Here is a 20,083-nt window from a genome sequence, read left to right as displayed (position 1 = left end):
ACACAGGTGCAACCTGTCACGCGGACGATGCCACTCAGCCCCAGATGGAGCCCGGCGCATGGCCGGGATGCAAGATGCCCCAATTCTTTTTGTCGCGCAGCCCGTTGGCGTGCGCCGTGTCCGCCAGCCTGTTGAGCCTGGCGCTCGTTTCCCTGCCTGCTGCCGCACAACCCGCCTCGCCCGGCGTTATCGCCATGACGGCCGACCAGCAGACCGCGCTCGGCGTGCGGCTTGCCACGGTGCAGGCCGCCGCGGCCGCGCAGATCGACCTGCCCGCCCGCGTGGCCGTGCCGCTGTCGCAGCAGGCTGTTGTTTCTGCTCCTGCCGCCGGAATGATCACCCGCCTGCTGGTCAACCCGGGCGATACGGTGAAAAGTGGCCAGCCGCTGGCCGAGCTCAGCAGCCCGCAAATCGCCCAGTTGCAGCGCGAGCGCAGCGAGGCGCAAAGCCGATACGACCTGGCGCAGCGCCAGTTGCAGCGCGACACCACGCTGGTGAACGAGGGCATCGTGCCCGGCGCCCGGCTCGAGGCTGCACGCGCGCAAAGCCGCGAGGCGCAAGCCATGCTGGCCGAGCGCAATCTGGCGCTCAAGCTGGCCGCAGGCGGCGCTGCGCTCAACGGCTTGGCCCTCTTGCGCGCCCCCATCGCCGGGGTCATCACCGAAACCACCGCCTTGCCAGGCCAGCGGGTCGATATGGCCGCGCCGCTGTTCCGCATTGCGCAGCAAGGCCAGTTGTGGCTGGAAATGGAAGCCAGCCCACAGCAGGCGAGCGGCATTCAGGTGGGCGCCGAAGTGGAGGTGCCCGCACTGCAGGCGCGAGGGGTGGTGCAGGCCAAGTCCACCGCGCTGAACGCGGGGCAGAGCGTGCTGATTCGCGTGCGCGTCAACCAATCCGGCGGTCTGCAAGCGGGCGCCGTGGTGCAGGCGCGCTTGAACCTGCCGACGCAAGCCGGGGTGTGGCGTGTGCCGCCCGCCGCGGTGACGCAGATCAATGGCCGCGATGTCGTGCTCACGGTGACGAAACAGGGCTTTCGCATCGTGCCGGTTACCGTGGCCGGTCGTCTGAATGACGCGGTGATGGTCAGCGGCCCGCTGAAGGCTGGCGACAAGGTGGCCGCCACTGGCGTCGTGGCGATCAAGGCGGCCGCTGGCGAGGTGGCGCCATGAATTTGATGTTTCTCACGCATGGCGCGCTGCGCCAACGCCTGCTGACCCTCGGCGCGATGCTAGCGCTGGTGGCGGGCGGCATTTTTGCCTGGCGCGCGCTGCCCATCGACGCCTTTCCCGACGTGTCTTCGCCGCAGGTGAAAGTCATCATGAAAGTGCCGGGCATGACCCCGGAAGAGGTGGAGACGCGGGTTGTCCTGCCCATCGAGCAAGAGGTGCTGGGCATTGCCAACAAGCGCATCGTGCGTTCGGTGTCGAAGTACGGCATTGCCGACATCACGGTGGATTTCGTCGAGGGCACCGATGTGTATTGGGCGCGTCAACAGGTGGGAGAGGCTCTGGCGAATGTGCGCGGCGACCTGCCAACATCGGCGATGGGCGGGCTCGCCCCCATCACCACGCCTTTGTCCGACCTGTACATGTTCACCATCGAGGGACCGGCCAGCCTGGAAGAGAAGCGCAGCGCGCTGCAATGGCTCATCCGCCCGGTGCTGCGCACCGTGCCCGGCGTGGCCGATGTGAACATGCTCGGTGGCGATGTACGCGCCTTCGCGGTGCAGCCCGATCCGGCGCGGCTGGCGGCCTGGGGACTGTCGCTCAATCAGTTGCGCACCGCGCTGCAGGTCAACAACAGCAATGACGGCGCCGGCCGCCTGGACGAAGGCGAAGAAACCCGCATCGTGCGGGTGCAGGGCGCATTCGCCAATGCCGACGACATTCGCAACACCGTCGTCGCCAATGTGCGTGGCACGCCGGTGCGCATCAGCGATGTGGCGCAGGTCAGTGTGGACAGCAGCACGCGCTACGGCATCGTCACCGCAAACGGCAAGGGCGAGGCGGTCGAGGGCATTGTGCTCGGCCTGCGCGGTGCCAATGCGCAGCAGGTGATCCACGGGGTGAAAGCACGCCTGGCCGAGCTGGAGCCGCGTCTGCCCCAAGGCATGACCATCAAGGTGTTCTACGACCGCAGCCAGCTGGTCGAGCGCGCCGTGGGTACCGTGCTCGAAGCTCTGGGAGAGGCCGTAGTGCTGGTGATCGTCATGCTGCTGCTGTTCCTCGGCAACTGGCGCGCAGCCCTCGTCGTGGCCATCACCCTGCCGCTATCGGCGTTGGCGACTTTTATCCTCATGCGCTGGTTTGGACTGAGCGCCAACCTCATGAGCCTGGGCGGTCTGGCCATTGCGCTGGGCATGCTGGTCGATGCCGCCGTGGTGGTGGTGGAAAACCTGGTGAACCACATGAGCCACGACCCGCAACACGCGCCGGATCGCAACCCGGGCGGCGCCACCACCGACCGGCTGGGACGCATCCTGCGCGGGGTGTCGGAAGTGTCGGGGCCGGTGCTGTCGGGCGTGGCCATCATCGCCATCGTCTTTTTACCGCTGCTCACCCTCGAAGGGCTGGAGGGCAAGCTGTTCCGCCCCGTGGCGCTGACCATCGTGTTCGCGCTGGGCGCGTCGCTGCTCATTGCGCTGACCATCGTTCCGGTGATGGCCTCTTTACTGCTCAAGACCGCGTCGCACACCGACCCCTGGCTGGTGCGCAAGCTCTCTGCTGGTTATCGGCGCGTGCTGGACTGGAGCTTCAATCACACCCGTGTCGTCGTGACCGTGGCGCTGCTGTCGCTCGTGGCCGCAGGCTGGGCCTACACCCGGGTGGGCAAGACTTTCATGCCCACGCTCGATGAAGGCGATGTGATCGTGCAACTGCAAAAGCTGCCCTCGGTCAGCCTGGGCGCTACCGCCGCGCTCGATCTGCGGGTGCAGCAGGCGCTGCTCAAAGAGGTACCCGAGATCAAGTCCATCGTCGCCCGCAGCGGCTCGGACGATCTGGGCCTCGACCCCATGGGGCTGAACGAAACCGACACTTTCCTGGTGCTCAAACCCATGTCGCAGTGGCGCGGCAGCAAAGACGAGGTGATCGAGGCCATGCGCAAGGTGCTGGAACGCTTCCCCGGCGTGGACTTCGGCTTCACCCAGCCGATCGAGATGCGCGTGTCCGAAATGCTCACGGGTAGCCGCGGCGATCTGGTGGTGAAAATCTTCGGCCCCGACATCGCCCAGCTGGGCGATCTGTCGCAACAGGTGGCCGAGACGCTCAAAGCCGTGCCCGGCGCGCAGGAAGTGCTCGCCGCCCGACCGGAAGGCGTGCAATACCTCACCGTGCAGGTCGATCGTCTTGCCGCGGGCCGCGCCGGGTTCGATGTGGACAGCCTGCAGCAAGACCTGCGCGCCCTGGTCGAAGGCCAGCCGCAGGGCATGGTGCTCGAAGGCGTGCGCCGCACCCCGCTGCTGCTGCGCGGGGGCGCCGATCTGCGCAGCAATCCGCAGGCGTTTGCCCAGGTATCGATCACCGCGCCGGATGGCACCGCCTACCCGCTGTCGCAACTCGCCCGCCTCACCCCCACGCAAGGCCCGGTGCTGGTGGCGCATGAAGACGGCAGCCGTTTTGCCGCGGTGCAGGCCAATGTCAGCGGGCGCGATCTGGTGAGCTATGTGGCCGATGCCAAGCAGGCCGTGGCCACCAAGGTGAAGCTGCCGGAAGGAACACGGCTGGAGTGGGGAGGCCAGTTCGAGAACCAGCAACGCGCCGCTGCGCGCCTGGGGCTGGTGGTGCCAGTGGCGTTGGCGCTGATTTTTGTGCTGCTGATGACCACGTTCGGCTCCGTACGGCAATCGGTGCTGGTGTTCGCCAACATTCCCTTCGCTCTCGTCGGCGGGGTGATTGCACTGTGGGCCAGCGGCCAATACATGTCGGTGCCTGCCTCGGTGGGCTTCATCGCGTTGCTGGGCATTGCCGTGCTCAACGGCGTGGTGCTGGTCAGCCATTTCAACGAGCTGCTGCAGCGCGGGCTTCCGTTGGCGCAGGCCGTGCGCGATGGCGCCATGCGCCGACTGCGGCCGGTGATGATGACCGCCACCATCACCGCGTTCAGCCTCATCCCCCTGCTCTCGGCCACCGGGCCGGGCTCGGAAATCCAAAAGCCGCTGGCCATCGTGGTCATCGGCGGATTGATCACTTCCACCGCCCTGACCCTGGTGCTGCTGCCCCTGATGTTTGCCCGCTTCGGTCTGCCGCGCATTGCGCGCGAGACCGAAGCCGCAACCCAAAAGACGGAGAACGTCTGATGAAACCGCTATCCAAACCCTTTACCTTGAGTGCATTGAGTGCCGCGCTTGCCCTTACGCTGACCGCAGCTCCCTCCTGGGGCGCCGAGAAGGCATGGGCCAAGTCGGCGGATACGCCTTCGCTGCAAGCCGCCCTGCCCGCCTTGAGCGAACTGCCCAGCCCGACTCTGCCGCAAATCGCCGCGGTGGACCAGATCCTGACCGAAACACCCGCGCTGCAAGAGGCGCAAGCCCTGCAACAGGCTGCCGCGCAAAACGGCGCCGTGCTGCGCGCCGGAACCAACGAGTTCACCGGTCAGGCGCAGGTACAGCAGCGCCGCATCGAGTCACTGCCCGACAGCGGGCGCTACAACGAATGGCAGTTGCTCATCAACCGCCAGTTGCGTCTGCCGTCGCAGGCGCAGGCCGATGGCCGCATGGCCGAGGCCTTGCAGACTTCGGCGCAGGCCGCACTGGTCGCGACGCGCCAGCAGTTTCTCGGCGCCTTGCTGACCGCCTGGTTCGCGGCCCAGCGCGCGCAGGCCGAGGCCGTGCTGGCGCAGCAGGATCTCGACTTGATCAATGCCCAGGTCAAGGCGCTGCAACGTCGCCAGTCTCTGGGGGACGCCAGCGTGCTGGAGCTGGAGCAGATGCAGGCCGAACAGGCCCGGGCGCAATCGACCCTGCTGCTCGCGCAGGGCATGGCGGCCAGCAGCCGCGCCGCCTTGTTTTCGCGCTATCCGGCGCTGTCGCGCGGCGGCAGTCTGCAAGGTCAGAACGATCCCGGCGCGCTCGCACTGCCTACCCTGAACGCCGAGCAACTGAGCGCGCGGGCGGTGCAAGCCAGCCCGTTGCTGATCCAACAGCGCGCCATGCTGCAAAAGGCGCAGGCGATGGCAGCGCAAGCCCACGCCGCGCGCACGCCGCAACCGACGGTGGGCGCCTACATCGGGTCGGACCGCGGGGGCAGCGAGCGCATCGTCGGCCTGCAGTTCGCCATGCCGTTTGGCGGCTCGGCGCGCGTGTCGCAAGAGCGGGCCGCGCTGGCAGAAGCGGATGCCGCGCAGTGGCGTCTGCGCGATCTGCAAGCGCAGGCCGAAGCGGACTTCCAGCGGCTTTACGCCGATGCACAGGCGCAGGGGGCTGCGGTCAAAGCCACCGAACAGGCCGCGCAGGTGCAGACCCAGGCCAGCAATCGCATGTTGCGCGCCTATCAGTTGGGCGAAGCTGGTCTGTCGGACTGGCTGCTCGCCCGGCGCAGTGCGCTGGAGTCCACGCGGCTCGTGCTGCAATCGCGTTTCGACGCGGCGACCTCCAGCGCTCAACTCAAGCTGCAAACCGGCTTGCTTTACGAGCTGACGCCGTAGGCAATGCATTTGCCCCTAACCGCCCGCCGTCGAACCTGCGAGGACAGAGCCCCCCTGATGGGCTGTCTGGGTTCAATACACCGGCCAGTCGCGCATGGAAAACAGGCGCTGGTGCTCGCGGATGGCGTAGCGGTCGGTCATGCCGGCCAGATAGTCGGCGATGGCGCGGGGCTGGCGGACAGCGTCCTCCCGCTGATAGGCGCGCGGCAGCAGGCGCGTATCGGCGTGATAGGCCTCAAATAATTCGGTGAGCAATCGCTGCGCCTTGGTAGTGTTGCGCAGCACGTCGGGATGTCGGTAGAGGCGATGCAGCAGAAGCTGCTGGAGCTGCTGCAACTGCTCTTGCACCGGCGCGCTGAAGGCCGCCAGTGGCGGCGCGGCACGCACGGCGTCGGGCGAATCGACGCCCGACTGACGGATGCGCTGCGCCGTTTCGGCCACCAGGTCGGCAATGAGCGCCGAGATCATGCGGCGGATGGTTTCGGCCACCCGCCGCCGCCCCTGCACGGCCGGGTAGGCGCGTTGCACGGCGTCGAGGTGCCCGGCGAAGAACGGCACCGTCTGCAGCTCCTCCAGGTCGATCAGCCCAGCGCGCAGGCCGTCGTCGATGTCGTGATTGTTGTAGGCGATGGCGTCGGCCAGATTGGTGATCTGCGCTTCCAGACTGGGTTGGCCGCCCTGCAGAAAGCGCGCGCCGATTTCGCCCAGATGTTCGGCGTTGCGCCGCGAGCAATGTTTGAGCACACCCTCACGGGTCTCGAAGCTGAGGTTCAGGCCGTTGAAGGCGGCGTAGCGCTCTTCCAGTGTGGTGACCACGCGCAGCGATTGCAGGTTGTGCTCGAAACCGCCGCCCTGGGGGGCATGTTTTCGCATGCAGGCGCCCAACGCATCCTGCCCGGCATGGCCGAAAGGCGTGTGTCCCAGATCGTGCGCCAGAGCCAAAGCCTCGGTGAGATCTTCGTTCAAGCGCAGCGCCCGGGCGAGCGCGCGGGCGATTTGCGCGACTTCCAGACTATGCGTCAGGCGGGTGCGGAACAGATCTCCCTCGTGGTTGAGAAACACCTGGGTTTTATATTCCAGCCGCCGAAAGGCCGAGCTGTGGATGATGCGGTCGCGGTCGCGCTGGTAGCCGGTGCGATCCAGCGGCGGCGGTTCGGCATGTTCACGCCCGCGAGAGGTGGCCTCAACACAGGCGTAGGTGGCAAGCGTCATGCCGAGGGCACGGCTTGGGGCTGCGACGGCTGCAGATGCGCGGCTATGCTGGCCTGCGCTTCCGTCATGGGCGCGGCGCGCAGCACAGGGCGTCCCAGCCCGTTGAGCAGCACAAAACGCACTTCGCCGCCCTCGGTCTTTTTGTCCACCTGCATCCACTCGGCCCAGCGCTCGGCGCCCAGGTCAGGGGCGCGCACGGGCAGACCGGCGCGGGCGATCAGCCGCGCCAGCCGCTCGGCATCCGCAGGGGCGAGCAGGCCCAGACGCACCGACAGGTCGGCCGCCAGCACCATGCCCGCGCCCACCGCTTCGCCGTGCAGCCAGTTGCCATAGCCCATACCGGCCTCGATGGCGTGACCAAAGGTGTGGCCGAAGTTGAGGATGGCGCGCAGCCCGGTCTCGGTTTCGTCCTGCGCCACCACCTGCGCCTTGATGCGGCAGCAGCGCGCCACGGCCTCGGCCAGGGCGGCGGCGTCCTGCGCCCTGAGCGCGTCGATATGCGCTTCGAGCCAGGCGAGGAAATCGACATCGGCAATCGCCGCGTGCTTGATGACCTCAGCCAAACCGGCCGACAGTTCGCGCGGCGGCAGGGTGTGCAAGGTGGACAGATCGGCCACCACCAGCCGGGGTTGATAGAAGGCCCCGATCATGTTCTTGCCCAGCGGATGGTTGATCGCGGTCTTCCCGCCCACCGAAGAATCCACCTGCGCCAGCAGCGTGGTGGGCACCTGCACGAAAGGCACGCCCCGCATATAACTGGCGGCGGCAAAGCCCGTCATGTCACCAATCACCCCGCCACCCAGCGCGAACAGCGTGGTCTTGCGGTCGCACTGGTGGCGCAGCAGATCGGTGAAGATCTGGTCAAGCGTCTCCCAATTTTTGTATTCCTCGCCATCAGGCAGAGTGCAGCGCAGCACCCGCGCGAAATGCGGTTGCAGACTTTGCTCCAGCCGCGCTGCATAAAGCGGGGCCACCGTGGTGTTGGTCACAATCAGCGCCGTGCCCTTGGGCGAGGCAACCGCAGCGAAAGTGTCGGGCGCACCCAGCAAGCCGCTGGCGATGCGAATGTCATACGCGCGGGTGTCGAGCGCGATGCGAACCGTGGTCATGTGAGCATCCTGTTCTGAAGCAGGACCCGATTGTAGAAAGCCGCGTCAAGGACGCATCGAAGTGCGGCCAAGCGCCAAGGACTCTCCCTGCCGGGCCAGCGTCCTCGCGCCCGTGCACTCAATCTCGCCGATCTGCCGCCGACAACACCCCGGCGAGTTCAAGCTGCATCTGCACCATATTGGTCAGCAGGGCCGGAGAAGGCCGCCCCGTGTCCATCACGAAATGCGCCGTCTCCCGATACAGAGGATCGCGCACACGAAACAATTCATGCAGCTTGGCCCGCGCATCGCCTTGTTGCAGCAAAGGCCGATTGCGGTCGTTGCGCAAGCGATGCGCAAGATCGTCCGGGCTGGCGCGCAGATAGACCACCGTACCCCGTTCGTGCAGCGCCTTGCGGTTTTCCGGCCGCAGCACCGCACCGCCCCCGGTAGCGAGCACGATGCCCTCAAGCTGCGTCAGCGCGTCAATGGCACGCGCCTCGATGTCGCGAAACCCCGCCTCGCCCAGCCGAGAAAACAGCGTGGAAATCGTGCAACCCTGCTCGCGCTCGATCTCATGGTCGCTGTCGATGAACCGAAGGCCGACTCGTTGCGCGAGCGTGCGACCGACGGTGGTCTTGCCGGCGCCCATGAGGCCTACGAGGTAGATGCGAGACACCTCAAATCAGGATGTTTTACTTGCAGTCCAAGTCACAGGCACGCCAGTGCCCGATGTGCCGCTGGTATTTGAGTTTGTTGCGCCCGTGGATGTGCTGGCTGGCGTTGACGAAGAACCTGTTGTCGATCCAAACAAAACGGTATAACTCGAGGCGCAAGTCGCCGGGTTTGCAATTTGAATAAAAGTGTTCCCAGGAATAAGCTGGCAAGCGAAGGGATCTTCTGCATAGATGCTTGTTACCGTATTAGAACTGGAGCCTGCTGTGCCACCTGTTGTGGTACTACTCGAGTTCACAAAGATATTAGTCTTACCTTGAAGTGCATTTGACGAAACAGGAGACACTCCAGAGAAAAAATTGACAACGCCCTTGACGTCTTGGAACTGTAACCCCATCGCATTGCCAGAACCATAATCTCGTCCTGTTACAGGGAACGTGCCCAAGGTCGCGTCATTGCAAGATCCCGATACGACTCCGGAAGCCGATACATTGACTTGACACGTACCCGAATAGGCAGGGGTAGCACCAGCCGACATATAAGAAACAGCCCAATTCCCTGCGTAAGCACTCACCACACGGAAAACAGCGTTCGTCTGGAACGGAGCAGATGCAAGAGTGAGGTTTTGCCCAAGGCCAAGAATAAGTGTTCCCCCTGGCGCAATAAGAGACTTAAATTCAAGGGGCGAACCGCCCGTTGGATTTGAGACAACACTAGGAACGGTAGCCAAACCGGAAAATCCAATTTGCTGCAAAATCGGATCGGTAGAGCCGGCTATTTGATATCCGCCCGCTGACAAAGGAACATAATTAAGCGCAGACGCGTCAATTGCCGAAAACCCCCAGGAAACCGATTGAGTCAATCCCTGTGTAGTTTGTGTTTGTACGATCACAGGCGTGGTATCTGAAATATTGTAACTACCATCACTGTTGGCAGGAATTGCGGAAACTCCACCGGTGTTACCCTGAAGAACTTGCACGACAGTACCTGGCAAACTAGGTTGAGCGATAGTTGAATTATAGGAAGGCGTCGGCGTACCTCCACCGCCTCCGCACCCAGACATCAGTACAGCGCACGCACCCGAGAGCAGCACGTTTTTATGGTTCATTTTCATGGCGGTCACCTCAATTTTGGATGATTACTTTCAATTTATTGCAAAGGTACGAAGGTCCAGCCTATTGGCGAGCCAATCAAGGTAGTCTGTTTGGAATACTGGACTGCACTTGCAAATTGGAAAGGCGCACTAGCAGAGGGACTAACCGTTACCGGGACTTGCGAAGTCACAACCTGAATCGAAAAACTTACACTGGGATATATCGTGGCGGCAGCATTAAGTGGCGCCGCTTGGATAATCATTTGTGCCATCCCGTTTGAATCCGTCGAAGCTGTGCAGGAAGGGTTGTAGGTTGGGGGCGTAGTTTGTGAAAAACACTGCACTAGCGAGGGGTTACTAGCGTAGAACGTAACGACCTGCCCAGGTACAGGATGTTGATAAGGATCGAGTTGTTGGTAAACGACTGTCACAGGGACATTCATAGGAACCAGGGAAGGATTGAGCTTTCCTTGCGCCAACCATTGCAAAGTCGCAGTATTGGTGTTTTTACTACCAAGCAGCGGCGTACCAGCACTACCAGTACCTCCACCACCACAGGAAGCAAGAATTGCTGCAATCGCCAAACCACCGATGACATACGCGGATTGTTTAAGAAAAATGCTCATAGAACCCCCAAATCGTAGCCTGTTATTAGCCAAAAAGCAGATAAATAATAAAGCCTTATTCAATTAAAAATATTTTCTAAAATGCCCAGTATGGCCCTATTCCATAGCTAGTTTTGGCACCGGAAATCGCCGTCGCAACCGTTCTACCAAAATAAAAAGGAAGTCCCAGAGTAGAATAGCCTGGGAAATCTGAATTTTGAAATGCAAGCGTCGGAATCACTGGTAAATTTTTCTGAAATGCCGTAGTTGGATCTGCAAGGGTAATTGTTTGCCAGCTAGTAGGATTACCGTTGCTGCCATTCAAACGGATTTGCACCGTAGCCGGGATAGGCGGGCAATATGGCCCTCCTGATTGACCGCAGACTGCTAGACCTGATATAGCCTGCATGAATGGAGGACGGCTATTGATAACCGCGCTTCCCGTCTGCGCCAAAACGTAGGCGTTCGTTCCTGTATCTAAAAATGCAAAACTTGCATCGCCAGCAATATTCGCAGCAAGCAGAGGAAATTTAACCCCTGGGACACTGGAGTGATAAACCTGCACTCCGCTCAAGCTATTGTTGGGTTGTGTTCCGATACCGAAGAGTAGTGTGCCAGTCATCTGACTCTGGTTTCCATTCGCGGCAGGAAAGGTGATCACGGTTCCATTGTTATCAGTAGCAAATTGACTTACCGGGTTTGGGGTTTGCATTGCTACGGGCATGGTCACCGCTTTGCAACTGCCCGAGGATCCTCCCTGGCAAGAAAAATACATTTGTGCTGTGTTCGACTGTTCACAACTGCTGCCACAGTCGGTTTTTTGCGGTCCAATACCCAGAATTCCTTTGAACTCGGGCAACCCAGCGATGGCGTTGGGACCCGTCGCTGCGCATCCTGGTGGCGCGCTGACAGGGATGCTCGAATCGCCCGCCACAGTTACCGGGATGTTAGCCGCGACCTCTCCCGCCATCTTGAGAGTCGCAATCCGTTGAGCCCCCCAGAAGTACCCGGCACCATATTGCATGCATTCAGCTACCGGGTCACCATTGGTATAGGTCTGCGCGGGCAACGTTATATTCAACACACCTGGCATGATGCGTAAACCTGTCGACCCGGTGTCGAGCAGTACATGGTCTATATCTTGGCAATTGTTTTGCGCGTCACAAACCTTCACGGTGACATAGGGCCGATTAGGAAATGGGTTGTTCAAATTGAACATTTCAACGGATATGGGCACTTGATTCGGAGTGGGCGGCGGCGCAGTCGCAACCGTGCCATTGCCTCCGCCACAGGCGGACAGAATCGCAACCAGAAACGTTGCAGCAAAATACCGCATTGGCAAACCCATCTTCCGCATAGCTAAGTTCTGCATCGTTTATCCCTCAACGTACGCCTCACTTAATGCGTTAGATCTGCGTTAGTAACGATTTTCGGAGTCAAGAAAACCATCAATTCGTTTTTGTTATACATCTTGCTATTATTTTTGAACAGATTACCCAATACCGGAATATCGCCGAGCAGCGGCACCTTGTCGGTCTGATTCTGTTCTTGCGAGGTGTAAATACCGCCCAGAACCACAGTACCGCCATTCTCCACTTGCACTTGTGTCGTCACGGTATTGGTATTGATGGAGGGTACACCAGCCGTTGAGGCGCCCGGGCTGTCCTTGTGAATTTCCACGTTCATAATCACATTCCCATCGGGCGTGATTTGCGGGGTGACGTCCAGACTCAAAACAGCCTTCTTGAAAGTCACCGCAGTAGCGCCGCTGGAAGTAGCCTGCTGGTAGGGAATCTCAGTTCCTTGCTCAATGGTGGCCTTGCTCAAATCGGCCGTAATGACACGCGGGGAAGAAATAATTTTTCCCTTGCCGTCTGCCTCCATCGCAGACAGTTCCAGATTGATGAAGCGGTTGGCTGCTGCGTTGAAAAGGCTGATGCCCAACGAACTTGGTGTTGCGCCTGCCAACAGGCTTCCCGCTAGGCCAAAGGCAGGAAGGTTGACAAACTGTGTGTCGGGAATATATGAGCCGCTAGTTATTGCCGCCTGATTGGTTTGCTCTCCGACACCTAGATAATTGCCGGTGACTGCCACACGGTTATTCCCAGAACCAAAGCCCGGTACCCCACCCTGCAATCCACGAGCGTCCAGGAAACCCAGCTTCACCCCAAGGCTGCGTCCAAACTGATCGCTGGCTTCCACAATCCGCGCTTCGATCATGACCTGGCGCACGGGTTTGTCAATCTTGGCGATGAGTTGGGCGACTTCTTCGAGCTTGGAGGGAATGTCGGTGACAAAAATCTGGTTGGTGCGGGGGTCAGCCAGCACGGTACCGCGCGGGGAGAGGATGCGCGAGGTGGGCGCTGCGGAACTGGACAGGCCGGGCAACAGAACCGGAGAAGGCGTTGCCGTCGCGCCAGACTGCGCGCCCCCAGCGGCGCCCGTCAGCATGGCGACCACGGTAGCGGCTTTCTGGTAGTTGAGTTGGAAGGTCTCTGACTTCACCGGCTCCAGGGCGCTGAGCGATTTTTTCGCCTCGAGATCGGCCTTTTCACGGGCGAGGATTTCGTCTCGCGGTGCGATCCACAGCACATTGCCTTCCTTGCGTTCGCCCAAGCCCTTGGCGCGGAGGATGACTTGCAGCGCCTGATCCCATGGCACGTCTTTCAGTCGCAGGGTGAGGTTGCCGGTGACGGAATCACTGACCACCACGTTCAGATGCGTGAAGTCGGCGAACACTTGCAGCAGCGAGCGCACGTCGATGTTCTGGAAATTGAGAGAGAGCTTTTGGCCGTGGAAGCCGGGGCCGTTGCCTTGCACCAAGGCGTTCGGGTTGGGTTGCGTGCGACGCAATTCGACGACGAACTGGTCGTCAGCTTGGTAGGCGCTTTGCTCGTAGTCGCCATTGGGCTGAATGACCATGCGCACGTTGTCGCCCATCTGGAAGGTGGTGATGGAGGTGACAGGGGTGGCGAAGTCGGTGACGTCGAGACGACGGCGCAGGTCGGCGGGCAGCGAGGTTTTGAGAAAATCGACAACGATATTCTGGCCCTGTTGGTGAATGTCTACGCCGACCTGATTGTTGGGCAAGTTAACGATCACGCGGCCCGCGCCGTCGGTGCTGCGCTTGAAGTTGATGGCCCGAAGCGCAACTTGATGGGTGTTGAGGTTGTCGGCGAAGTGCACGGTCTGGGCTTGCGGAGCCCCCGTGGCGGCAGAAGTCGCGGCCGCTTGTTCATGCGTGGTATTGAGCAGCACGAGCAGGCGATTGCCATCCAACTGAGTTTTGTAGGTAGCAGACTGGCGCAGGTTGAGCACCATGCGGGTGCGGCCCTGGGCCTGCACCACGTTGACCGAACGCAGATTGCCCTGCTCGAAGTTGACCGTCTGGCGATCGAGCGCCGAATCAACACCGGGGAAATCGAGCACGATGCGAGCCGGCTGGTCGATCACGAAGCCATTGGGCGCGGCGCTCAGAGGCTGCGCCAGATTGACCTGCACCACGGTTTCCGTGCCCTGCCGACTGGCGGTGACGTTCTGGATCGCGTTGCTGGCGGCGTAAGCCGGAACGGCCCCAAGCCCCAATACGACCGCAACGGTCAACAGTGCCGTCCCCAGAAATCCGTTAAAAAGCGGCCGTTTGAAAGGCGTCTTCATTGTGTGCTCTCCTGCAATTGAAGGGTTGCCGGGTGCTCGACCCAATCGCCTGTGGCGTCTTGCACCAGTTCCCTCAAATCGACTTCGCTATCAGTGATTTTGATGATCTTTCCGAAGTGCTGGCCGGCATACTCGCCGACATGCGCCCGGTACAACAGGTTGCCCGCCTTGAGCAGGGCGTATTGCTGCCCTTTGATCTTCACGCTGCCCACCATTTGAATCTGGTCGAGTGAATACGCCTCAAGCGGCTGCTTGGGACGGGCCAGCTCGGCCTGCAGCAGCGGGTTGAGCTGCTGCACCTCCTGCCGCACGCCCACTTCGAGTTTGGTCGTGGAGAACGGATCGGTGCCGATCGTCGGGTCGTAAACGGCAGGAATGAAAGGCTTGGGTGGCTCGATGGGCTTGATGCGCGGGTGCATGCTGGCGCGCTGTTGCGCCATCCACTCGCGCAGATCTTCATGCTGCTGGCCGCAGCCCGACAGGAGTACCGCTGACAACAGGGCCGCAGAAATCAGCGGCAAACGAAAGCGCTGAAAGTGCTGATATGGGCTAACGCGGTGCAAACTCATTTCGCCCCTCCCGGTTTTTTCGCCTGCTTGGCCTGGGCGGCGATTTCATCGGCGTCCAGATAGCGGAAGGTCTTGGCCGTGGCGTCCATGACCATCGGGGCGCCGGTCTTGCCCGTATTGGCCGTCAGGCTGATGTTGTTGAGGGTCACGATGCGCGAGAGCTTGGCGATATCGGTGGCGAAGCCCGCCAGATCGGTATAGCCGCCGTCGAGCTTGATCGAAATCGGCAGTTCGGCGTAGTAGGGTTTCACATCCACCTGACCCGGTTTGAACAGCTGGAATTGCAAACCGCGACCAATGCCCGCCTGGTTGATGTCGGAGAGCAGGGCGTCCATTTCGGCCTTGCTCGGCAGTTGTTTTTCCAGCAGGGCCACGTATTGCTGCACCTGGGCTTTCTGCGCCTTGAGCAGATCGAGGCTGACGGCCTGTTCGAGTTTGTTCTTGTATTCCTGACGCAGGGTGACTTCCTGCTGCTGGGCCGAGGTGAGTTCGTCACGGGTGCCCGACAGCCAGGCATACCAGCCCAGCCCCAGAGTCAGCAAAAAGGCAGCGACATAGACGGTGTTGCGCGGCCAGGCCGGCCAAGCGCCCGGATCGTTGGGGTTGAGCCCGCGGAACTGTGCCGAAATGTCCTGAAACGCACCGTTCAGGTCGATTTTTGAGAGTTTGGAGGTCGCCATCAGTGTCGCCTCACGAAGGATTCTTGGCCATTGGCGCCGCACCTGAAGTGGCACCCGAGGCGGCGCCCGCCGGCGTGGGCCGCTTGAGGGTGGCACGCAACTGGAACTGCGCCACGACGCGCGCCGCATTGCCCGCCGCAGCAGGAGCTATCTGCGAGCGGATCTCGATCAGTTCAGGCTTTTCGAGCCAACCATCGGGGCGGCTCAGATTGCGCAGAAAGTCGGCCACGCGCTCCTGGCTGAGCGCGACGCCCTGAATGAGCACAGTCGCCCCGTCCTGGCGAATCTGCGAGAGCTGAACCCCGGTCGGCGTGTCTTTGGTCAGATCGTCGAACAGGTGCACCGGCAGGTTGCGGTCGGCCTGCAGACCCTCAACCGCATCTTGACGCGCCCGCAGCGCTTCGATCTCGGCCTTGAGCGAGGCGATGTCCTTGATCTGGCTGTCGAGTTTGGCGTTTTCCGCCTTCAGGAAGTCGTTGCGGCTTTGTTGCTGGGTGATCATTTCACTCAGCACGGTATAGCCGAGCGCCAGCACCAGCCCGCCCACCAGAATGGAGGCAAAAACTCCCGCATAGAAGGCCTCGCGCCGTTTTTTGCGCTTGGCATCCCGGTGGGGAAGCAGATTGATCAACACGATATTCATGACAGATCCCGTTGCTGCGTCATTGCAGGAAACGCCGCATCGCCAAGCCGCAGCAGGTCAGATAGGACGGCGCCTGACTGCGCAGCTTCTTTTCGCGCACGGATTCGGCAACCGCCATGCCCTCGAACGGGTTGATGACCATGCAGGCCACCGAAGCCGTTGCGGTAATTTTTTCCGCCAGACCGGGCAACGCCGACGAGCCGCCGGCCAGCAGGATGTAGTCGACCCGGCCAAACGGCGTGGCGCGATAGAAGAACTGCAGCGCCCGCGCGATTTCCTGCGTGAGACTGTCCATATAGGGCGCCAGCACCTGCGTGGCGTAGTCGTCTGGAAGGTCGGCGGCGCGTTTCTTGGCCTCGGCCTCCTCGAGCGAAAAACCGTAGGTGCGGGCGATCATCTGGGTGAGCTGTGCGCCACCGAAGGCCTGATCGCGGTCGTAGAGGGTTTCACCGTTGCGCAGAATCTGCAGACTGGTGGAACTTGCACCCACCTCGAACAGCGCCACGAGCAAGTCGAGCCCGGCGCGGGGCAGACGCTCAATCAGACGTTGAGCGGCAAGACGCGAGGCGAAGGCTTCGATATCCATCACCACGGGCTTGAGACCGGCCGCCTCGGCAATACCGCGGCGATCATCCACCTTTTCGCGCCGTGAGGCGGCGATGAGCACCTCCTGGTCGCCAGGCGAGGTGCTGCTGGGGCCGAGGATGCTGAAATCGAGCGCCACCTCATCGATAGCGAACGGAATGTACTGATTGGCTTCGCTTTCGACCTGCACTTCGATTTCTTCTTCGCGCAACTCGCCCGGAAGAACAATCTTTTTAGTGATGACGGCCGACGGCGGCAGGGCCATAGCGACTTGCTTGGCCTTGGTGCCGCTCTTGCGGACGACCTTGCGCACGGCCTCGACCACATCGTCGAGCTTCTCGATGTTGCCATCGACCACGGAACCCTTTTCGAGAGGCTCCATGGCGGCGCGCAGCAAGGTGTACTGGCCGCGGTCATCCATATCGAGCTCGACGAGCTTGACGCTGGAACTGCTGATATCCAGCCCGATCATTGGCGCATAGCGCTTGCGAAACAGACTGCCAAATGTGGCCACTGAAGACCCCCCGATTGATTTGCAACATTGTGCGCAAGCTCGTAGACCAGCTTTTGGTGCACCGAAATGCGTGCCAGCCCCTGTTGGTGCATCAACCTGCACCCCGGTTTGTTTGCGCTACGAACTCAGATTTTTTCTTCGATCCTACCAACAAGTCCTTGATGTACTAACGTGTAAACCCCGGCCCATCCGAAAAACGTTGCAAAACTCCCACGACGGCTAGGCGGGTGAGCATTTGTGATTTGTTACGGCACAACGGCGGGGATTTTTATAATTTGCAACAAAATTTTCTTTCCGCCCTCTCCAAGCGTTTGCTCGTGGGTCGTGCGGCTGCCTCCTTCTCCACTGCGCGCAAGCCGCGTAAGCCTCCTGCGGAACTTCGCGTCCGCCCGCCTCGATGAGTTCTTCCTCTACCGCTTCGCCCTCCCCGACGCCGCGCCCGCGCGCTCGCTCTCCCTGGTGGCTGCGCGCCCTGATCGGCCTGGTGGTCACGGTCGTGGGGCTGCTGATCGCGGCCGCGCTGGTTGTGGGGCTGGTGCTGGCGCTCAGCTGGCCGCGACTGCCCGACATCTCGGAATTGCAGAACTATCAACCCCAGTTGCCGCTGCGGGTGTATTCGGCGGACAACGCGCTGCTGGGCGAGTTTGGCGAGGAGCGCCGGGTGTTCATGCCCATTGGACAGATTCCCGATCTGATGAAAAAAGCGGTGCTGGCCACCGAAGACGACCGCTTCTATCAGCACGGCGGCATCGATTGGCCCGGGGTGGCTCGCGCGCTGCTGGCGAATCTGGAGCGCTCGCGCAGTCAGGGCGCCTCGACCATCACCATGCAGGTGGCACGCAATTTTTATCTGTCGCGCGACAAGACCTTCACCCGCAAGTTGTTCGAGGTGCTGCTGGCGCTGAAGATCGAGCAGCAGATGAGCAAGGACCAGATTCTGCAGCTTTACATGAATCAGATTTTCCTCGGCCGCAAGGCCTACGGTTTTGCCGCGGCCGCACAGGCTTACTTCGCCAAACCGCTCGACCAGCTCTCCCTGGCGCAGATGGCGATGCTGGCAGGTCTGCCCAAAGCGCCCTCGGCTTACAACCCCATCAGCAACCCGCAGCGGGCGCGGCAGCGCCAGTTGCATGTGATCGCGCGCTTGCAGCAACTGCGCTGGATCACCCCGACGCAGGCGCAACAGGCCCGGGACGAACCGCTGGCGCTGCGCACCGCGCAGACGGAGGACAACGTGCATGCGGGCTACATCACGGAGACGGTGCGTCAGATGGTGTTCGACCGCTACCACGAAGCCGCCTACACGCGAGGATTGAATGTTTACACGACCATACGCTTGCGCGATCAACTGGCGGCCTGGCGCTCGGTGCAGAGCGGCGTACTGTCTTATGAGTTGCGCCAGCCGTATCGCGGACCTGACGCCTTCATCGATCTACCCAATGCGGTGGACGCGATTCCCGGAGCGATCGAACAGGCCTGCGCCGACCGACTCGCAGCCGACGACATGGTGTGCAGCGTGGTGCTCAGCGCAAAGCCCGCCGAAGTAAAAGTGATGACCGAGGCGGGACAGATCGTGACCGTCTCAGGCGCGGGGTTGCGGCAGGTGCGCGCACTCGGGCTGTCGGACAAGGCGCAGCCCGCCATCAAGCTGCGCGCCGGCGCGGTGGTGTGGCTGGCGGAGGATGGGCCAGGGCAATGGGTCATTACCCAACTGCCGCAGGTGCAGTCGGCCTTCGTGTCGATGAACCCGAATAATGGCGCCATCGTTTCGATGGTGGGCGGCCTGGACTTCGCGCGCAACAAGTTCAATCACGCCACCCAGGCCTGGCGCCAACCGGGATCGAGTTTCAAGCCCTTCATCTACTCGGCCGCGCTGGAAAAAGGCATCACCCCGCTCACCGTGGTCAACGACGCGCCGATATTTTTCTCCGCGGCGCAGACAGGCGGCGAATCGTGGGAGCCGAAAAATTATGACGGCAAATACGAGGGGCCGATCAGCCTGCGGCGTGCCGTGGCGCAGTCGAAGAATATGGTGGCCATCCGCGTGCTCGACGACATCGGCCCGAAGTTCGCGCAAACCTGGAGCACCCGTTTTGGCTTCGAGGCCAGCCGCCAGCCGCCTTACCTCACCTTGGCGCTGGGCGCGGGCACGGTCACGCCCTTGCAGATGGCGCGAGCGTATAGCGTGTTTGCCAACGGCGGCTATCTGCTCAAACCCTTTTTGATCAGCAAGATCACCGACTCCCAAGGGCAGGTGCTGTTTCAGGACCGGCCGCAGCAAGCGGGCGACGAAAAACTGCGGGTGATTTCGCCGCGCAACGCCTATGTCATGGACAGTCTGCTGCAGGAGGTCACGCGCTCGGGCACCGCGGCGCGGGCGCAGGCGACGCTCAAGCGCCCCGACCTTTACGGCAAGACGGGCACGACCAACGACTTTCTCGACGCCTGGTTCTGCGGCTTCCAGCCCAGCTTGGTGGGGGTGGCCTGGGTAGGCTACGACACGCCGAAGAAACTGGGCAACAAGGAGACCGGCGGTGCGCTGGCCCTGCCGATCTGGATTCGCTACATGCAGACGGCTTTGCAGAACGTGCCGGTTGCCAGCTATGCGCAACCGCCGGGCATCGTGGTGGAAAACGGCGAGCCGGTGTACAGCAACTTCGCCAATGGCGGCGGGGTTGCCAGCCTCGGACTGGACGCGCCCGTGCCGCCTCCCGAGGTCACGCGGCAAGAGCGCGACTCCATCCTCGATCTGTTCAAAGGCAATTAACGCCGAACTGGCTTACAGCGTGGGTAAGTCGAGAGGCGGCGCGTCCAGCGTCTGCATGACCCGGTGCAGCGCCGCGCCGAGCGTTTCGCCGGTGCGGGTGTCGCACCAATAGCTGCCGCTCCACACAAAGTGATGCGCTCCGGCGCGCGAGGCGAGCCAGACCTGATGCGTGGGCTGCTGCAGGTTGATGATGACCTGATCTCCGCTGTCGAGTTCCAGCCGCAGCACGGAGCCGTCGCGTTTGGAATCGAGGTCGGCGGCGTCGGCGGCCGCTTCGATGGCGGCCAGGGCCTGTTCGGCAATCTGCAGATAACGGGTGTCGTCGAGCGTGTCGGACATGGGGCGGCTGATA

16 protein-coding genes are annotated in these 20,083 nt (G+C 61.8%); 4 read left to right on the top strand and 12 right to left on the bottom strand.

Features of this window, described 5'->3' with window-relative positions:
* Positions 1-74 precede the first annotated feature (74 nt).
* The 3 genes from BIO17B3_RS13940 to BIO17B3_RS13930 are packed head-to-tail and all read left to right on the top strand — an operon-like array spanning position 75 to position 5,643.
* Positions 75-1,169, top strand: coding sequence for an efflux RND transporter periplasmic adaptor subunit (locus BIO17B3_RS13940; RefSeq protein WP_232054299.1), 1,095 nt, complete (start codon positions 75-77; stop codon positions 1,167-1,169).
* Complete coding sequence (locus tag BIO17B3_RS13935) at positions 1,166-4,297, top strand: efflux RND transporter permease subunit (protein WP_156054489.1); 3,132 nt, start codon at positions 1,166-1,168, stop codon at positions 4,295-4,297. The genes BIO17B3_RS13940 and BIO17B3_RS13935 overlap by 4 nt, the downstream gene beginning before the upstream one ends.
* Entirely contained in the window at positions 4,297-5,643 is a 1,347-nt protein-coding gene (locus tag BIO17B3_RS13930; RefSeq protein ID WP_156054488.1) for a TolC family protein, read from the top strand. Before BIO17B3_RS13935 ends, BIO17B3_RS13930 begins: the two co-directional genes overlap by 1 nt.
* A gap of 72 nt (positions 5,644-5,715) precedes the next feature.
* Here the strand turns inward: BIO17B3_RS13930 and BIO17B3_RS13925 are convergent, their stop codons facing one another.
* The 11 genes from BIO17B3_RS13925 to BIO17B3_RS13875 form a co-directional block, all read right to left on the bottom strand.
* On the bottom strand, positions 5,716-6,855 hold the full coding sequence (locus BIO17B3_RS13925) for a deoxyguanosinetriphosphate triphosphohydrolase (protein WP_156054487.1): 1,140 nt from the start codon (positions 6,853-6,855) through the stop codon (positions 5,716-5,718).
* Positions 6,852-7,964, bottom strand: coding sequence for a 3-dehydroquinate synthase (gene aroB / locus BIO17B3_RS13920; protein WP_156054486.1), 1,113 nt, complete (start codon positions 7,962-7,964; stop codon positions 6,852-6,854). The genes BIO17B3_RS13925 and aroB overlap by 4 nt, the downstream gene beginning before the upstream one ends.
* Before the next feature lie 118 nt (positions 7,965-8,082).
* Positions 8,083-8,595 (bottom strand): shikimate kinase, encoded by a 513-nt coding sequence (locus BIO17B3_RS13915; RefSeq protein WP_156055297.1) that lies wholly within the window; start codon positions 8,593-8,595, stop codon positions 8,083-8,085.
* A 33-nt stretch (positions 8,596-8,628) separates the two neighbouring features.
* Positions 8,629-9,732, bottom strand: coding sequence for a hypothetical protein (locus BIO17B3_RS13910; RefSeq protein WP_156054485.1), 1,104 nt, complete (start codon positions 9,730-9,732; stop codon positions 8,629-8,631).
* A 35-nt stretch (positions 9,733-9,767) separates the two neighbouring features.
* Positions 9,768-10,337, bottom strand: a complete 570-nt coding sequence (locus tag BIO17B3_RS13905) for a hypothetical protein (RefSeq protein ID WP_156054484.1) — start codon at positions 10,335-10,337, stop codon at positions 9,768-9,770.
* 76 nt (positions 10,338-10,413) lie between these two features.
* A complete protein-coding gene (locus tag BIO17B3_RS13900) occupies positions 10,414-11,688 on the bottom strand; it encodes a DUF3443 family protein (RefSeq protein ID WP_156054483.1) in 1,275 nt (424 codons plus the stop codon).
* A gap of 26 nt (positions 11,689-11,714) precedes the next feature.
* Positions 11,715-13,973 carry a type IV pilus secretin PilQ gene (gene pilQ / locus BIO17B3_RS13895; RefSeq protein ID WP_156054482.1) on the bottom strand — a complete coding sequence of 753 codons (2,259 nt, stop codon included), beginning with the start codon at positions 13,971-13,973 and terminating at the stop codon, positions 11,715-11,717.
* Positions 13,970-14,542: a pilus assembly protein PilP gene (locus BIO17B3_RS13890; RefSeq protein WP_156054481.1), complete on the bottom strand. Its 573-nt coding sequence runs from the start codon at positions 14,540-14,542 to the stop codon at positions 13,970-13,972. The genes pilQ and BIO17B3_RS13890 overlap by 4 nt, the downstream gene beginning before the upstream one ends.
* Positions 14,539-15,222 (bottom strand): type 4a pilus biogenesis protein PilO, encoded by a 684-nt coding sequence (locus BIO17B3_RS13885; protein ID WP_013104915.1) that lies wholly within the window; start codon positions 15,220-15,222, stop codon positions 14,539-14,541. The genes BIO17B3_RS13890 and BIO17B3_RS13885 overlap by 4 nt, the downstream gene beginning before the upstream one ends.
* Before the next feature lie 10 nt (positions 15,223-15,232).
* Complete coding sequence (locus BIO17B3_RS13880; RefSeq protein WP_156054480.1) at positions 15,233-15,865, bottom strand: PilN domain-containing protein; 633 nt, start codon at positions 15,863-15,865, stop codon at positions 15,233-15,235.
* A gap of 19 nt (positions 15,866-15,884) precedes the next feature.
* The gene (locus tag BIO17B3_RS13875; RefSeq protein ID WP_156054479.1) at positions 15,885-16,964 is read right to left on the bottom strand and encodes a pilus assembly protein PilM; all 1,080 of its coding nucleotides are present in this window, start codon (positions 16,962-16,964) and stop codon (positions 15,885-15,887) included.
* A gap of 397 nt (positions 16,965-17,361) precedes the next feature.
* Between BIO17B3_RS13875 and BIO17B3_RS13870 the strand changes: the two genes are divergently transcribed.
* Complete coding sequence (locus BIO17B3_RS13870) at positions 17,362-19,731, top strand: penicillin-binding protein 1A (protein WP_156054478.1); 2,370 nt, start codon at positions 17,362-17,364, stop codon at positions 19,729-19,731.
* Between the two features lie 12 nt (positions 19,732-19,743).
* On the opposite strand, the gene cyaY is transcribed toward BIO17B3_RS13870, so the two are convergent.
* Positions 19,744-20,070 carry an iron donor protein CyaY gene (gene cyaY, locus BIO17B3_RS13865; RefSeq protein WP_156054477.1) on the bottom strand — a complete coding sequence of 109 codons (327 nt, stop codon included), beginning with the start codon at positions 20,068-20,070 and terminating at the stop codon, positions 19,744-19,746.
* Positions 20,071-20,083: the final 13 nt, after the last annotated feature.

This window comes from Thiomonas sp. OC7 (assembly GCF_900634595.1).
In the GTDB taxonomy this organism is placed as follows: domain Bacteria; phylum Pseudomonadota; class Gammaproteobacteria; order Burkholderiales; family Burkholderiaceae_C; genus Thiomonas; species Thiomonas arsenitoxydans.
The sequence above is the reverse complement of the archived record's forward strand: the minus strand, read 5'-3'. Positions and strand labels throughout refer to the sequence as shown.

Excerpts from the sequence above, each read along its gene's own strand:
- BIO17B3_RS13880 (WP_156054480.1), bottom strand. The coding sequence starts at position 15,865 with ATGAATATCGTGTTGATCAATCTGCTTCCCCACCGGGATGCCAAGCGC.
- cyaY (WP_156054477.1), bottom strand. The coding sequence starts at position 20,070 with ATGTCCGACACGCTCGACGACACCCGTTATCTGCAGATTGCCGAACAG.
- BIO17B3_RS13870 (WP_156054478.1), top strand. The coding sequence starts at position 17,362 with ATGAGTTCTTCCTCTACCGCTTCGCCCTCCCCGACGCCGCGCCCGCGC.
- BIO17B3_RS13940 (WP_232054299.1), top strand. The coding sequence starts at position 75 with ATGCCCCAATTCTTTTTGTCGCGCAGCCCGTTGGCGTGCGCCGTGTCC.
- BIO17B3_RS13900 (WP_156054483.1), bottom strand. The coding sequence starts at position 11,688 with ATGCAGAACTTAGCTATGCGGAAGATGGGTTTGCCAATGCGGTATTTT.
- BIO17B3_RS13935 (WP_156054489.1), top strand. The coding sequence starts at position 1,166 with ATGAATTTGATGTTTCTCACGCATGGCGCGCTGCGCCAACGCCTGCTG.
- BIO17B3_RS13910 (WP_156054485.1), bottom strand. The coding sequence starts at position 9,732 with ATGAAAATGAACCATAAAAACGTGCTGCTCTCGGGTGCGTGCGCTGTA.
- BIO17B3_RS13905 (WP_156054484.1), bottom strand. The coding sequence starts at position 10,337 with ATGAGCATTTTTCTTAAACAATCCGCGTATGTCATCGGTGGTTTGGCG.
- aroB (WP_156054486.1), bottom strand. The coding sequence starts at position 7,964 with ATGACCACGGTTCGCATCGCGCTCGACACCCGCGCGTATGACATTCGC.
- BIO17B3_RS13885 (WP_013104915.1), bottom strand. The coding sequence starts at position 15,222 with ATGGCGACCTCCAAACTCTCAAAAATCGACCTGAACGGTGCGTTTCAG.
- BIO17B3_RS13915 (WP_156055297.1), bottom strand. The coding sequence starts at position 8,595 with ATGGGCGCCGGCAAGACCACCGTCGGTCGCACGCTCGCGCAACGAGTC.
- BIO17B3_RS13925 (WP_156054487.1), bottom strand. The coding sequence starts at position 6,855 with ATGACGCTTGCCACCTACGCCTGTGTTGAGGCCACCTCTCGCGGGCGT.
- pilQ (WP_156054482.1), bottom strand. The coding sequence starts at position 13,973 with ATGAAGACGCCTTTCAAACGGCCGCTTTTTAACGGATTTCTGGGGACG.
- BIO17B3_RS13890 (WP_156054481.1), bottom strand. The coding sequence starts at position 14,542 with ATGAGTTTGCACCGCGTTAGCCCATATCAGCACTTTCAGCGCTTTCGT.
- BIO17B3_RS13930 (WP_156054488.1), top strand. The coding sequence starts at position 4,297 with ATGAAACCGCTATCCAAACCCTTTACCTTGAGTGCATTGAGTGCCGCG.